Below are 14,285 nucleotides of genomic sequence, written 5' to 3'. Positions count from 1 at the left end.
ATTGTCAGTGCTCGCCGCAACCTGGATGACGTGGCCGAGATAACCCCATCGGCCCCCCAGGCCGGCCCGAATTCGGATTTGCGCGTGTACGGGCACCAAATTCCCTCGACGGAAGATACGGCCGCACGTGCCCTCCAGCATGCTCTAGCAGGCGCGTCCAAAGGTGCCTGAGAATCGGTCGCTTCGTGGTGGTTTTGGGGGCGTCCGTGACCATTACGTGACCACGGAGGCCAAATCGAACGGAGTACAAACAGAACCCCACGCGCCGAGGCTTATACTACAAGGGTTCATCCCAATACGCGTCGTTAGCTCAATTGGTAGAGCAGCAGACTCTTAATCTGTTGGTTGTGGGTTCAAGTCCCTCACGACGCATACGCCCCAAGCCGGGCGGGCCCGCGATGCCCGCCACCACAGGATCCCCTTGAACGATCGATTTACCGGCGGCATCGCCGCCGCGGCCGTCCTCGGCGCAGCGACCGGCATCGCCCTCGCGCCGGCCGAGAACCGCAACGAATTCGTGCGCCGCATCCAGCGCGGCGTGCGCAGGCTGACCTACGTCCTCACGCACGACCGCGAGCGCATCGGCCTCGCCGTCGGGATCACCGCCACCAAGATCGCGGACCTCACGCAATACGTGATCGATCGAGTAGGCGAGACCGTCGCCGCCTCCGGCTCGCCGATCACGCGCATCCGCCGAGCACTCGCGCGGCACCCGAACCTGCGCAAGCGCGCCATCTCGGTCGACGCGATCGCCAACATCATCCTGCTGCAAGGCGCCGTCGAAGACGACCAGGAGTGGCAGACCGCCGACCTGCTCGCCCGCATGGCGTTCCCCGAAGGCGCGATCCGCAACCACCTGCGCATCCAACGCCCGAGCCCGGCGGACTGACCGGCGCGCGTGCGCCCTGCCGGATCGACCGCGCCGGCGCGCGGCATCTTCGACGAAACGCGCCCGCTGTGGCAGGTCATGGCTCTGTTCCTCGTGCCGCTTGTCCTCAGCAACATCTTGCAATCGGCATCGGGCACCGTCAACGCGGTCTTCATCGGCCGCCTCATCGGCGTTGACGGCCTCGCCGCGGTCTCGACCCTGTTCCCCATCCTCTTCCTGCTCATCGGGTTCCTCATCGGCTTCAGCAGCGGCAGCACCGTCCTCATAGGCCAAGCGTACGGATCCAAGGACGACCACAAACTCAAACTGGTCGCAGGCACGAGCATCACCGCCACCTTCCTGCTCGGCTGCATCAGCGCCGCCGTCGGCATCATCTTCGCCAAAGAAATGCTCCAGCTGCTCGGCACGCCATCCAACATTCTCGCCGACGCGATCGCATACGCCCACGTGATCTTCGCGATGCTGCCGTTGTTGTTCGTATACTTCGCCTACATCTCGTTCATGCGCGGCACCGGCGACTCGACAACGCCGTTCGTCGCCTTGCTCCTGACGACGATCTTAAGCGTGCTGATCACGCCCGCTCTCATCCTCGGCTGGTTCGGTCTGCCCCATCTGGGCGTCGTCAGCGCCGCCTGGGCCGGGCTTGTCGCCAATACGCTGGGCCTCATCGGCCTGCTGATCTACCTGCGCGCGATCCGTCATCCGCTGGCGCTCGACGCCGAGACCGTCCACGATTTGAAGATCAACTGGCCCATCTTCGTCCAGATCGTGCGCATCGGCGTCCCCACCGGCATCCAAGTCATCATGGTCTCACTCGCCGAGCTCGCCGTCATCTCTTTCGTCAACCGCTTCGGCTCGCACGCCACCGCCGCATACGGCGCCGTCAACCAGATCGTCAGCTACGTGCAATTCCCCGCGATCAGCATCGGCATCACCGCCTCGATCTTCGGCGCGCAGGCCATCGGCGCCAACCGCGATGATCTGCTCGCCAAGGTCGTCCGCTCCGGCGTCGGGCTGAACTACATCATCGGCGGCACGCTGATCACCCTGTGCTACATCTTCAAGCGCGAGATCGTCGGCTGGTTCCTCACCGATCAGGCGACCCTCGAAGTCGCCGTGCGGCTGCTGGCCATCACGCTCTGGAGCTACCTGCTCTTCGGCAATGCCGCCATTCTCTCTGGCATCATGCGCGCCAGCGGCACCGTGATCGTGCCGACCGCCATCAGCATCGCCGCCATCTGGGGCGTGGAGGTGCCGGTCGCGTACTTCTTGTCGCATCGCATCGGCATCGACGGGATCTGGATCGGCTACCCGGCGGCCTTCATGACCTCGCTCGCCGGCCAAACCATCTATTACTTCTTCGTTTGGAAACGCAGCCGCCACAAACGGCTCATCTAGCGCCGCCGGTGGAAGTTCCGGGGCCGCTATCCACCGCAAGCCATGCGTCGTGGATCGGCGCCCGCGGCACATCCTCAGGATACGAACCCTGCGGATGCCGTTTCTCCCACCCCTGCGCGCGGATGTACAGATACTCGAAATTCTCCCACAAGCTCGTGTCGCCGTGCCGGCGGCGCAACGCGGTGACCGGCTCGACGAGCTTCCACGCCGCGATCACGCGGCTCGAATACACGTCCATGAACGCTTCCTCTTCGATCAGGCGCTGCCTGACCAAGCTGCCGACCCATTCATAGGAGTTCGCGAGATTGAGCCACGGATTGTCGCCCATCTCATAGGTGCCATCCACCACCGACTGCCGGAACGCCGGGTCGGGCATGCGCTCGGCCAACACGCGCCGCGCGCCGTCGGTCCAATTGTTGAAGTTGGCGGTCTCGACTCGTGCGAGCACCGTCAGCAGCCCCTGCAGCTGATTGCTGGCGCGCAGATGGCGCAGCTGGACGAGCGCGGCGATCGCGGTTGCGCCGATGACGACAAACGTGCCGACCGCGGCGATGCTATTGACGACCTCGTACGACACAGGCTGACCCTCCGGTGAAAGACGCCGGATCGAGCGGCGGCCGAAAGCATTGGCGCGCCCGCCCGCGAAGTCCTTAAACCGGCTGGGCGAGTGGCGGAACTGGCAGACGCGCCGGATTTAGGTTCCGGTGGGGCGACCCGTGCAGGTTCGAGTCCTGTCTCGCCCACCAACCCTGCGACACAGCGACGGCGACCGGAGAACCGGCCGCCGTCGCTATCGGACCGTGAGAACCGAAGGCTAGGCTACGCTTGCAGCCACGCCCTTGTACGCGGCGTACCACGCCAGCAGAGCGGTGATGATCCCGACCCAGCCGCCGAGCGTGTGCAGCATCGCGATGCCCGTGAACTCGCCGAGCGTCAGCAACACGAATGTGATGAACAGCGCCACGAAGACGTACATCACGGCCGCGTTGTTGATCTTGAACGAGTTGAGCATCATGATCAACGTGAAGATCGAGAAGCCGAGCAGCATCCAGCCAAGATCGGCATGGACGTTGGTCGCCTTGCCGGCCCAGAACCACACGTAGAACCCGAGGCCCATCCAGAACGCGCCGTACGTCGAGAACGCCGTCGCGCCGAAGGTGTTCTTCGCCTTGAACTCCCACATGCCGGCCGCGAATTGCGCTAGGCCGCCGTAGAAGAGCGCATAGGGCAGCCAGATATCGCCGACCGTCAGGCCGGCGTTGGCCGCCGACAACAACAGCGTCGTGAGCGCGAACCCCGCCAGACCTAGCGGACCCGGATTGGCCACAACCGGCTCGGTTGAACTAGCCATCGATCAACCTCCAATTTTCCAACAGCACTTATGAGATCAAAACAGCACACGCCGCTTGTCGTGCAACACGACAAACGACCGCTGTCCGTGCCGACCAATTGAGCCTTTCCGCAACGGCCACCTCTCGGGTGCGATACGGGCGAAGGAGACCCCGGCGCCACGGCAAACTCCACCTGTCCCCCCAGGGCCGTGCACACGCCGGCTCCGATGAGCAATTGGAGGCCCCGATGCCCGAAGTCAAGGCGCAAGCCATTGAAGCGCTGTTCGCAGAGCACCGCGCGTTCCCACCCACCGAGGCCTTCAAGAAGCAGGCGAACTGGAACGATCCGGTCGTCTACGACAAGGCCTCCAAAGACTACGAGGCCTTCTGGGCATCGCAAGCCGAGCGCCTTGATTGGTTTACCAAATGGAACAAAGTGCTGCAGTGGGATGAAAAGACGAAGGTCGCCCGCTGGTTCGACGGGGGCACGCTCAACGTCAGTTACAACTGCCTCGATCGTCACGTCAAGAGCGGCCACGGCAAGCAAACGGCCTTCTTCTGGGAAGGCGAACCCGGCGACGCCCGCATCCTGACGTTCGAAGACCTGCTCAAAGAGACGTGCCGCTTAGCGAACGGCCTCAAATCGCTCGGCGTCAAAAAGGGCGATCGCGTCGCGATCTACATGGGCATGGTGCCCGAGCTGCCCGTCGCCCTGCTCGCATGCTCGCGCATCGGCGCGATCCACTCCGTCGTCTTCGGCGGCTTCTCGGCCGACAGCTTGCGCGATCGCATCGTCGACCAAGAGAGCGTCGCGATCATCACCCAAGACCAAGGCTGGCGCCGAGGCGGCAAGATCCAGCTCAAGCAGATCGCCGACGACGCGATCAAAGACACTCCCAGCGTCAGGCACTCGATCGTCCTGAAGCGCGTCGGCGACAAAGTCGAGTGGAAGGAAGGCCGCGACATCTGGTACCACGACCTGATCGCCAAGCAAAGCGACCAGTGCGAGCCCGAGAAGATGGCCGCCGAGGACGTGCTCTACATCCTCTACTCGAGCGGCACGACCGCCAAGCCCAAGGGCATCGTCCACACGACCGGCGGCTACCTGACCGGCATCACCTCGACGCACAAGTACATCTTCGACATAAAAGAAGACAAAGATATCTTCTGGTGCACGGCCGACATCGGCTGGGTCACGGGCCACTCCTATATCGTCTACGGGCCGCTGGCCAACCGCACGACGAGCGTCATCTATGAAGGCACTCCCGACTTCCCGGACAAGGACCGCTTCTGGGCGCTCATCGAGAAGTATAAGATCACTATCCTCTACACCGCCCCCACCGCGATCCGCACGTTCATGAAATGGGGCCCGGAATATCCGGAAAAACACGATCTCTCCAGTCTGCGCCTGCTCGGCAGCGTCGGCGAGCCGATCAATCCCGAAGCGTGGGTCTGGTATTACGAATTCATCGGCGGCGGCCGCTGCCCGGTCGTCGACACCTGGTGGCAGACCGAGACCGGCATGATCCTCGTGACGCCGCTCCCCGGCGTCACGCCCACCAAGCCCGGCTCGGCGACGTTCCCTTATCCGGGCGTCTTCGCCGACGTCGTCGACAACGAAGGCAAGTCGGTGCCGTTGGGCGGCGGCGGCTACATCGTGATCACCAAACCGTGGCCGGCGATGCTGCGCACTCTATGGAACGCGCACGATCGCTACTTACAGACCTATTGGAGCCGTTTCGAAAAACAAGGCCACTACTTCGCCGCAGATGGCTGTAAGCGCGACGAAGACGGCTACTACTGGCTGCTCGGGCGCGTCGACGATGTCATGAACGTCTCAGGCCACCGCATCTCCACGACCGAAGTCGAGAGCGCCTTCGTCGATCATCCCAAGGTCGCTGAAGCCGCGGTGGTGTCCAAGAAAGATGACATCACCGGCGAAGCGATCGCCGCGTTCGTCACTCTCAAGGGCGGCGGCGTCGGCTCGCCTGAAGAGGCCGACGAGTTGCGCAAGCACGTAGCGAGCAAGATCGGCGCGTTTGCCAAGCCGAAATTCATCACGTTCACACCCGACCTTCCCAAGACGCGCTCGGGCAAGATCATGCGCCGTCTGCTGCGCGACGTGATGGAAGAGCGGCCGCTCGGCGACACGACGACGCTCGCCGACGCGACGGTGGTCAAGAACATCGCCGAGATGGCGCGCAACTCTACAAAGGAAGAATAGCGCCGGATCCGGCACGGCGCGGCCGGCGTGAAACAAAGGGCGGACCTTTGAAAAGAGGCCGCCCTTTTGTCAGACGTGCGATGCGTGGATGCGCGCTAGTGCTGCTCCGGCGGAGGCTTGGGAGGACCAAGCTCCTTCACGCGCTGCACGGTGACCCAGAAAAAGATCGTCAGGTACAGCGCACCGCCGACGAGCAGACACGCAGCGACGAGACCCGCATCATGCAGCATATCGCCGCCGTTTCTCGCACATGGCCCTGAATCCATGCGGATGGAGCAGCTACTCCTGCAAGGGAAATCGGGGCCATCGGTTAATTAAATGCGCTCGCGCGCGGAAGTAGCTCAGTGGTAGAGCATCGCCTTGCCAAGGCGAGGGTCGCGAGTTCGAATCTCGTCTTCCGCTCCATGATGAAAGCGGCCATTGACCACCACCCTTCGCCAGCTCGACCCGACCCAGGTGCAACTCGACATCGAAGTCCCCGCCGGCGACCTTGACCAGGCGCGCCAGCGGGCCCTCAAACGTCTTTCCGAGCGGCTGCGCATCCCGGGTTTCCGCCCCGGCCACATCCCGAAGAAGATCATCGAGCAGCACGTCGGCGCCGAACACATCGACCACGAAGCGATCGAAGCCGTCGTCCCCGACCTCTACGCCAAAGCGCTCGCCGAGCACGACCTCAACCCTGTCGAGCATCCGAAGATCGACCTCGAGCGGACGCAAGAAGGCCGCGCGTTGAAGATCACCGCCACCGTCGCTGTGAGGCCCCAGATCGTGCTCGGGCCGTACACGGGCCTCGAAGTGAAATCGCCCTCGACGCAAGTGGACGAGCGCGAGGTCGATGAAAGCATCGAGTCGCTGCGCCGCCGCGCGGCGGCGCTCGAACCGGTGACCGCACGTGGCATTCAGTCCGGCGATGTCGTCACGCTCGACTATGCCGGACGGGTCGACGGCGAGCTGTTCGAAGGCGGCTCCGCGACCGGGCATACCACCGAGATCTCACCCGATCGCTTCATCCCCGGTTTTGCCGAACAGCTCTACGGCGCCAAACCGGAAGAGCGCCGCACGGTGACCGCGACATTTCCCGAGGGATACCGCCCGGAGGCTCTGGCCGGCAAAACTGCAGTGTTTGACGTGCTCATCCACGACGTCAAGCAGCCGGTGCTGCCCGCGCTCGACGACGAATTCGCCAAGTCGGTCTCCGATCTAGAGACGCTCGACGCGCTGCGCAACGAAGTGCGCCGGCGCATGGAGCGCATGGCTCAAGCCCGCGCGCGAGACGCGATGGAAAACGAACTGCTGCGCATGCTGACGGCCTCGCACGATTTCCCGCTCCCCGAGGTGCTCGTCGAGCGCGAGACCGATGCGATCGTGGGCGAGATCCGCGAGCAGGTCGGGCGCAGCGGGATGTCATGGGACGATTACCTGCAAGGGCGCAAACAGACAGAAGCGGAGCTGCGCGCGGCGGTGCGCCCGGATGCGCAGTGGCGCGTCAAGGCCGGCCTTCTCATCGAAGAGATCGCCAAAGTCGAGAAGATCAAGGTCAGCGGCCAGGATATGGAGCGCGAGATCGCGCTGCTCGGAAACGCTGGTCCGTCCGGCCAAGCCATGATCGAGGCGCTGCGCTCGTCGGACAACGTCAACCGCTTGGCCAGCACGATACGGCGTAACAAGACTATGGCGTTCCTAGTCGAAAAGGCGAAGGTCGTCGAAGCCCCGCCTGCAGAAGCCCCGCCGCCGACGGTCGCGTAGGCCGGCATATGGAAGAGGAAATCTGATGGGATATATGGTGCCGATGGTGGTCGAGCAGACGGCGCGAGGTGAGCGCGCCTTCGATATCTTCTCGCGGCTGCTCAAAGACCGCATCGTCTTCGTCACCGGCGGGATCGATGACAACATCGCCAACTTGGTGATCGCGCAGCTGCTGTTCTTGGAGCGCGAAGACGCGGACAAAGACATCGAGATGTACATCAACTCGCCGGGCGGCAGCCTCACCGCGGGGCTGGCGATCTACGACACGATGCGCCTGATCAAGCCCGACGTGGCCACGTTCTGCGCCGGCATGGCGGCCAGCGCTGCCTCCGTGTTGCTGACCGGGGGCACCAAGGGCAAGCGCTTCGCCCTGCCTTATTCGAAGGTCGTCATCCACCAGCCGTGGGTTTCGCAGATGGGCGGCCAAGCCACGGACCTCGAGATCCACGCGCGCGACCTCATTAAGAGCAGGCGCGTGTTGGCCGATATCTATGTGGAGACAACGGGACAAACCCTGGAACGAGTCGAACGCGACCTGGAGCGGGACTACATCATGACGGCCGAGGAGGCCGTCACCTACGGCATCGTCGACTCGGTCATCAGCCGTGAGAGCAGGGCGGCCAGCGCGCCGAAACCATCGGCTGCCTGAATGCAGGCCTGAGTCCGTAGAAGGGGATGGATGTTTAGGTTCGGGGACGAGAAAGGGCAGCTCAAATGCAGCTTCTGCGGCAAGTCGCAGGAGCAGGTGCGCAAGCTCATCGCCGGCCCCGGCGTGTACATCTGCGACGAGTGCATCGAGCTCTGCAATGAGATCATCGAGGAAGAGCTCTACAAGAACGTCGACGAGAGCCTGCGGCTCCGCAATATCCCCAAACCCAAAGAGATCAACCACATCCTCAATCAGTACGTCATCGGCCAGGATCGCGCCAAGAAGAGCTTGGCCGTCGCCGTCTATAACCACTATAAGAGGATAAACTCCTCGACCGGCACCGGCGACGACGTCGAACTGCACAAGAGCAACATCCTGCTGATCGGGCCCACCGGTTCGGGCAAGACCTATCTCGCGCAGACCCTCGCCAAGATATTGGACGTGCCGCTCGCCATGGCGGACGCGACATCGCTCACCGAGGCCGGCTACGTCGGCGAAGACGTCGAAAACATCTTGCTCAAGCTCATCCAGGCCGCCGACTACGACGTCAAGCGCGCCGAGAAGGGCATCGTCTACATCGACGAGATCGACAAGATCGCGCGCAAGAGCGAGAACCCGTCGATCACGCGCGACGTATCGGGCGAAGGCGTGCAGCAGGCGCTGCTCAAGATCCTCGAGGGCACGACCGCCAACGTGCCGCCCCAAGGCGGACGCAAGCATCCGCACCAAGAGTTCATCCAGATCGATACCACCAACGTGCTGTTCATCTGCGGTGGCGCGTTCGACGGCCTCGAGCGCATCATCGAAGGCCGCGTCGCCAGCCAAAGTTTGGGCTTCCGCGCCATGCCCGAACCCAAAGGCGAGAAGAAGACCAGCCGCCTGCTCCAATCGCTGCTGCCCGAAGATCTACTGCGTTACGGTCTCATCCCGGAATTCATCGGCCGCCTGCCGATCGTCGTGACGCTCGACGCGCTCGACGAACTGGCGCTGCGCCGCATCCTCACCGAGCCGCGCAACGCGCTGGTGCGCCAATATCAGAAGATCTTCGCGATGGACGGCATCGAGCTCACGCTCACCAAAGAGGCGCTCGCCGCCATCGCTACCCGTGCGCAGACGCGCAAGACCGGCGCGCGGGGCCTGCGTTCGATCCTCGAAGAAGTCATGCTCGACATCATGTACGACCTGCCGTCGCTCACCAACATCAAGAAGTGCATCATCAGCAAAGAAGTGATCGACGGGCTGCAGCAGCCGGTGCTCATCCCCGGCGCGCAGCAAAAAGACGTCCCCGCCTAACACGCTCCACGCTCGCACGTCAGTTTGCCTCGCCGGTCTGGGCGCAGGTGCTTTACGTCTGGACAGCGAGCGTGATAGCATATCCGCGCGCGCAACCGCGCGGAAAGGACACATGCCATGCACAACCTCCTCACTGCCTGGTTATTGATGGCTTTCGGAGCGGTGATGCTTCACACGCTGCAACTACATACACCACTCGGCCCAAAGCGCTAGATTCTAGCCGCAAAACAGACGACGCCCCGCGCTGAAGCGGGGCGTCTTTCGTTGCGCGCGCCAGGACCCTGGTGCAAGTTCAAAGGCGGGGCTCGCACTCGCTCTAGTGGAATACGCGTGCCTACGGGTTTCGTAGGGCGAGTGTGACCTATGCCAAGGGCAAAGCCGGATCGTAGCGCGGCCGAGGCTATAGCTTCGCGTCTGTCCGTTGATGCGCCCGACGCCGCCGACGGTCGAACGCCAAAGGGCGTGGCCGCCGGCCTGACCAAGCGCGAGCAAGAAGTGCTCGAACTCATGGCCTTCGGGCTATCCAACAAAGAGATAGCTCGCCGCCTTTCGCTGGGCCGGCGAACGGTCGAGACCCACATCAATCACGTGCTTGGCAAGCTCGATGTTTCCTCGCGGACGCGCGCGGTCGTCGAGGCCGGGCGCGCGGGCCTGCTCGGCGGAGCCCCGGCGAACGCGCAAGGCCACTCGCTCGAGAACCGGCCGAACAATCTGCCGTTCCAGCTCACCATGCTGTTGGGCCGCGAGCAAGACCTTATCGACGTGAAGATCCTGCTCGAAGGCAGCCGGTTGCTCAGCCTCTGCGGCTCTGGCGGCGTCGGCAAGACCCGTCTCGCGCAGCGCATCGGGGTCGACCTCATCGGCCTTTATCCCAACGGCGTCTGGTTCTGCGACTTCTCGCCCATCGCCGATCAAGGGCTCGTCCCGAGCGTGGTCGCAAAGGCGCTTGGCGTGCGCGAACAGCAAGGGCGCCCGCTCCCGGAGTCCATCGTCGGTTCGCTCAAGCGCAAACACGCGCTGCTCATCTTCGACAACTGCGAGCACGTCCTAGCTGCAGCGGCCGAGCTGGCCGACGAAATCCTGCACAGCTGCCCAAACATCCGCATCTTGGTGACATCGCGGCAGCCTCTCGGTATTATTGGGGAGGTCGTGCATCGCGTTCGTTCCCTTGCCCTCCCGGAGACGAGCGCGGGATTGCGCGCCGATCGCGCCATGCGTTATGGGGCGGTGGCGCTATTCGTCGATCGGGCGATCGGTTCGGATACACGCTTTACGCTGACCAACGACAACGCGCCAGTCGTGGCTGACATCTGCCGCCGCGTCGACGGCATTCCGTTGGCGATCGAGCTGGCCGCGACCAGGGTCAACGTGGTCGGCGTGCATGGCTTGGCGCGCAGCCTGGACGATCGTTTCAAAGTTCTCACCGCAGGCAGCCGCACGGCACTGCCTCGTCACAAGACGCTGACCGCTCTCATGGACTGGAGCTACGAGCTGCTCTCGCGCCAAGAACAGCGGCTGTTCGAGCGTCTGGGCATCTTCGCCGGAAGCTTCCGTCTGGAGGCGTCGGAGGCGGCATGCGCGGGAGAAGGGGTCAGCGCTACGGAGATCGTGGATCTGCTGATCGCGTTGGTCGACAAGTCGCTCGTCGTCGCACAGACAGAAGAGTCAGAGGAACGTTATCGCCTGCTCGAATCAACGCGGGCCTATGCTTTGGAGAGGCTCACGCGAACCGGTGAGCGCGACGCGCTTGCCCGCCGCCATGCCGAGTTCTTCCGCGACCAGGCTCGCTCGGCCGACGAGCGCTACGGGACCGGTTCGTCCGCAGGGTGGCTCCAAGGCATGGAGCTGGATCTTGGGAACTATCGCGCGGCGCTCGAGTGGGCGCTCGCCGAAGGCAACGACATTCTGCTCGGCGGCGTTCTCGCCGGCAATCTAGAGCGTTTGTGGGCGCTGGCCGGCCTCTCCGTAGAGGCGCGCCGCTGGCTCGAATTAGCGATCGACCGAGTCGACGAGCAAGAGAACCCCGCGGTCGCAGCCCGCCTGTGGCGCGCGCGAGCCAGGTTCTCCATGGCTCAGCCGATGAGAGATTGCGCCGAGCGCGCGCTCGCACTTTCCGAATCGGCCAAAGACGCCCGCGGCGCGGCTTACGCGTTGCGCACGCTCGCGTACAGCTTGATGCAGATGGGGCGATTAGACGAGGCAAACGACGTGATCGCCCGCGCGGTGGCTGCGCTTCGCGAGCAAGGCGACAGGGTCGGCGTCGCATCATGCCTCGGGTTGCAGGGTGTGTCCGCCTACACTCAGGGCGACTACGCCGCCGGCAGAAGAGTATACACGCAGGCGCTTGCGGCCTACCGGGCGCTGGGCGACGAATTGGCGACCGCCAATGCGCTCGGCAACCTCGCCGTCCTCGAGTTCGCGGACGGCCACGCAGAGCAAGCGCTCAGATTTGTGAACGAGTCGCTGCTCATCACCTCACGCGGACGTGAGGCGAACGACTTGGCGATTGACCTCAACAATTGTGCGGCCTATCATCTAGCACTCGGCCACTTGGACGAAGCACGCGAATCAGCGCGCGAGGCGTTGCGTTGGGCGCAGCTGGAGCAAAACGCCTGTAACACCGCGGTCGCGCTGCAGCATCTCGCCCTATTGCGTGCGTCGGGCGGCGACGGGCGCGCGGCGGCGCTGATCCTTGGGTACGTGAACGCGCGGTTTGACGAGCTCGAGATGGCTCGAGAGACGACCGAGAAGTGGTGCTATGACAAGCTCGCCGCCGCGTTGTCCGGCAAGCTTAGCTATGCGGAAATAGGCGCCCTAACCGGGGAGGGCGCGACGTGGTCTGAGGACCGGGTCTTGGAAGAGGCTTTGAGCACCTAGCCCGGGACACGGGCAGCCCACACTGCGTATTTCTGCGGATTTCGCAGCCCCACTCGGATGCGCTAGAATCGTCTTGGAACGGTTTGTCCCACTTTCGTTTCCGCGTAAGCGCGGCGAATTAAGGATGTGCTGTGCGTAAACTTTGGTTCATCATCGCGATTTTCATGGCGGCGTCAGTATTGGGCGCTTGCGAGCATTCAAGCGCGCTCAACAAAGTGCTCTTCAAGACCCCGCTGCAGTGCCCGTGCCCGACGATCGCTCCGCTCGCCTCATACAACCTGCCTTCGCCGAACTCGTATCTCGGGGGCATCGCCACCGGGCCTGATGGCAATATCTGGGTCACCGAGGGCGATGATAACCTGGTCGCACGCGTGACACCCAGCGGCACCATCACAGAATTTTCCATTCCGACAGCCGGCGCCTACCCGGGCATCATCCGCCCAGGGCCTGACGGCAACCTCTGGGTTGTCGACTACAACTTTAACATCATCCATCGCATAACGCCTGCCGGGGTTATCAGCGAGTTCCCACTGCCGCCCCCGCTCGCCACCGCGCCGCCGAATTTGTCAGACATCGCGATCGGACCCGACGGGAACATGTGGTTCACTTCCTATGGCGCGAACGTCGTAGGGGTTATGTCCACGTCCGGCAACCTGCTCGCGAGCTATTCAATTCCGACCGCGAACAGCGGCGTCGGCTTCATCGTTAAGGGCTCCGATGGGAACATGTGGTTTATGGAGAGCGGTACGCCGACGAACTGTGTCTACAACATCGGTAGAATCACCATGTCAGGCACCATCACTGAGTTTCCGATCCCGACACCGACATGCGACGAGCCATGGTCCGCCATCGGCGGCGCGACGGTCGGTGCAGATGGCAACGTTTGGTTCACAGAACGCTTCAACGCGAAGGTCGCACGAATCACGCCAAGCGGCGTCATAACCGAATTCCCGCAGCCGGTGAACCCGGCGAATGAGACACTGGTCCGCATCGTATCGGCTCCTGACGGGTCGCTTTGGTTCGAGCACAATCAACTCGGGTCACCGTGGACCGCCCAGGTCGGTAAGATGGACCTATCCGGCAACATCACCGATCTGTGGTCGTTCCCCGACGCGATACTGACCGGCATGACCATCGGACCTGACGGCAGCCCATGGTTCACGGATCAGGTAGGCGATCGGGTAGTCGAACTGTGATGCGCCGACAAGGCTTGAATCGAAAGGCCAGACCATGAAATCGTCGTGCATTATGCATAAGCCGCCGCTCATCATACTCGCGGCGCTTTTCGCTGCGTCCGCGCTCGCTGCATGCGGGCACTCGGCTGCGCTCAATAAGGTGCTCTTCAAGACGCCGCTCCAGTGCCCATGCCCGACGATTGCGCCGCTCGCGATCTACCCGCTTCCAGGCGAGGTCCCGTTTGGAAGTAGCGCATACATCGGCGGAATCGTGACGGGCCCCGACCAGAACGTCTGGGTGTGCGAATACGACGCCTCGAAGATCGCTCGCGTGACTGAGAACGGCACCGTCACTGAGTTCCAGGTGACCGACGCCGGCGCGGGACCGGCGCTGATCGCGAATGGGCCTGATGGGAATCTATGGGTCACGGACTACAACCTGAACATTATCCGGCGCGTCACGGTCAACGGCACGATCACCGACTTCTCGCTCCCACCGTACGACAACACGAACGGGAATCTTCAGTCGATCGCCCCCGGTCCCGACGGCAACATGTGGTTTGAGCATTCTGGCGCGAACATCATCGGCGTCATGTCCACATCAGGGGCGTTGATCGCGACGTATCCGATACCGACAGCAAATGCGCAAGCCGGCTTCATCATCGCAGGTCCTGATGGCAACATGTGGTTCACCGAGGAGGTC

12 protein-coding genes and 3 tRNA genes are annotated in these 14,285 nt (G+C 63.2%); 12 read left to right on the top strand and 3 right to left on the bottom strand.

Annotation, left to right across the window (positions count from 1 at the left end):
• Window positions 1–299: 299 nt before the first annotated feature.
• From VKF82_01770 to VKF82_01760, 3 genes are all read left to right on the top strand, one after another.
• A tRNA-Lys gene (locus VKF82_01770) sits at window positions 300–372 on the top strand.
• A gap of 49 nt (window positions 373–421) precedes the next feature.
• Window positions 422–889, top strand: coding sequence for a BON domain-containing protein (locus VKF82_01765; GenBank protein ID HME80781.1), 468 nt, complete (start codon window positions 422–424; stop codon window positions 887–889).
• 9 nt (window positions 890–898) lie between these two features.
• Entirely contained in the window at window positions 899–2,287 is a 1,389-nt protein-coding gene (locus tag VKF82_01760; protein ID HME80780.1) for an MATE family efflux transporter, read from the top strand.
• On the opposite strand, the gene VKF82_01755 is transcribed toward VKF82_01760, so the two are convergent.
• Window positions 2,280–2,864, bottom strand: a complete 585-nt coding sequence (locus tag VKF82_01755; protein ID HME80779.1) for a hypothetical protein — start codon at window positions 2,862–2,864, stop codon at window positions 2,280–2,282. The genes VKF82_01760 and VKF82_01755 overlap by 8 nt on opposite strands.
• An 84-nt stretch (window positions 2,865–2,948) precedes the next feature.
• On the opposite strand from VKF82_01755, the gene VKF82_01750 reads away from it, so the two are divergent.
• A tRNA-Leu gene (locus VKF82_01750) sits at window positions 2,949–3,033 on the top strand.
• 68 nt (window positions 3,034–3,101) lie between these two features.
• Here the strand turns inward: VKF82_01750 and VKF82_01745 are convergent.
• Complete coding sequence (locus VKF82_01745) at window positions 3,102–3,638, bottom strand: acetate uptake transporter (protein HME80778.1); 537 nt, start codon at window positions 3,636–3,638, stop codon at window positions 3,102–3,104.
• Between the two features lie 227 nt (window positions 3,639–3,865).
• On the opposite strand from VKF82_01745, the gene acs reads away from it, so the two are divergent.
• Window positions 3,866–5,842 (top strand): acetate--CoA ligase, encoded by a 1,977-nt coding sequence (gene acs / locus VKF82_01740; protein HME80777.1) that lies wholly within the window; start codon window positions 3,866–3,868, stop codon window positions 5,840–5,842.
• Between the two features lie 95 nt (window positions 5,843–5,937).
• On the opposite strand, the gene VKF82_01735 is transcribed toward acs, so the two are convergent.
• Window positions 5,938–6,072, bottom strand: a complete 135-nt coding sequence (locus VKF82_01735; protein HME80776.1) for a hypothetical protein — start codon at window positions 6,070–6,072, stop codon at window positions 5,938–5,940.
• A gap of 100 nt (window positions 6,073–6,172) precedes the next feature.
• Between VKF82_01735 and VKF82_01730 the strand changes: the two genes are divergently transcribed.
• From VKF82_01730 to VKF82_01700, 7 genes are all read left to right on the top strand, one after another.
• A tRNA-Gly gene (locus tag VKF82_01730) sits at window positions 6,173–6,247 on the top strand.
• A gap of 15 nt (window positions 6,248–6,262) precedes the next feature.
• Window positions 6,263–7,588, top strand: coding sequence for a trigger factor (gene tig / locus VKF82_01725; protein HME80775.1), 1,326 nt, complete (start codon window positions 6,263–6,265; stop codon window positions 7,586–7,588).
• Between the two features lie 25 nt (window positions 7,589–7,613).
• Window positions 7,614–8,237 (top strand): ATP-dependent Clp protease proteolytic subunit, encoded by a 624-nt coding sequence (locus VKF82_01720; protein ID HME80774.1) that lies wholly within the window; start codon window positions 7,614–7,616, stop codon window positions 8,235–8,237.
• A gap of 30 nt (window positions 8,238–8,267) precedes the next feature.
• Window positions 8,268–9,530, top strand: coding sequence for an ATP-dependent Clp protease ATP-binding subunit ClpX (gene clpX / locus VKF82_01715; GenBank protein HME80773.1), 1,263 nt, complete (start codon window positions 8,268–8,270; stop codon window positions 9,528–9,530).
• 462 nt (window positions 9,531–9,992) lie between these two features.
• The gene (locus VKF82_01710; GenBank protein HME80772.1) at window positions 9,993–12,407 is read left to right on the top strand and encodes a LuxR C-terminal-related transcriptional regulator; all 2,415 of its coding nucleotides are present in this window, start codon (window positions 9,993–9,995) and stop codon (window positions 12,405–12,407) included.
• A 131-nt stretch (window positions 12,408–12,538) separates the two neighbouring features.
• A complete protein-coding gene (locus VKF82_01705) occupies window positions 12,539–13,603 on the top strand; it encodes a hypothetical protein (GenBank protein HME80771.1) in 1,065 nt (354 codons plus the stop codon).
• A gap of 52 nt (window positions 13,604–13,655) precedes the next feature.
• Window positions 13,656–14,285: hypothetical protein (locus VKF82_01700; protein HME80770.1), on the top strand; the 630-nt coding region annotated here is incomplete at its 3' end.

This window comes from Candidatus Eremiobacteraceae bacterium, assembly GCA_035314825.1.
Lineage (GTDB): Bacteria > Vulcanimicrobiota > Vulcanimicrobiia > Eremiobacterales > Eremiobacteraceae > JAFAHD01.
Note: the sequence above shows the minus strand (reverse complement) of the source record. Positions and strands in the feature narration are given on the sequence as shown.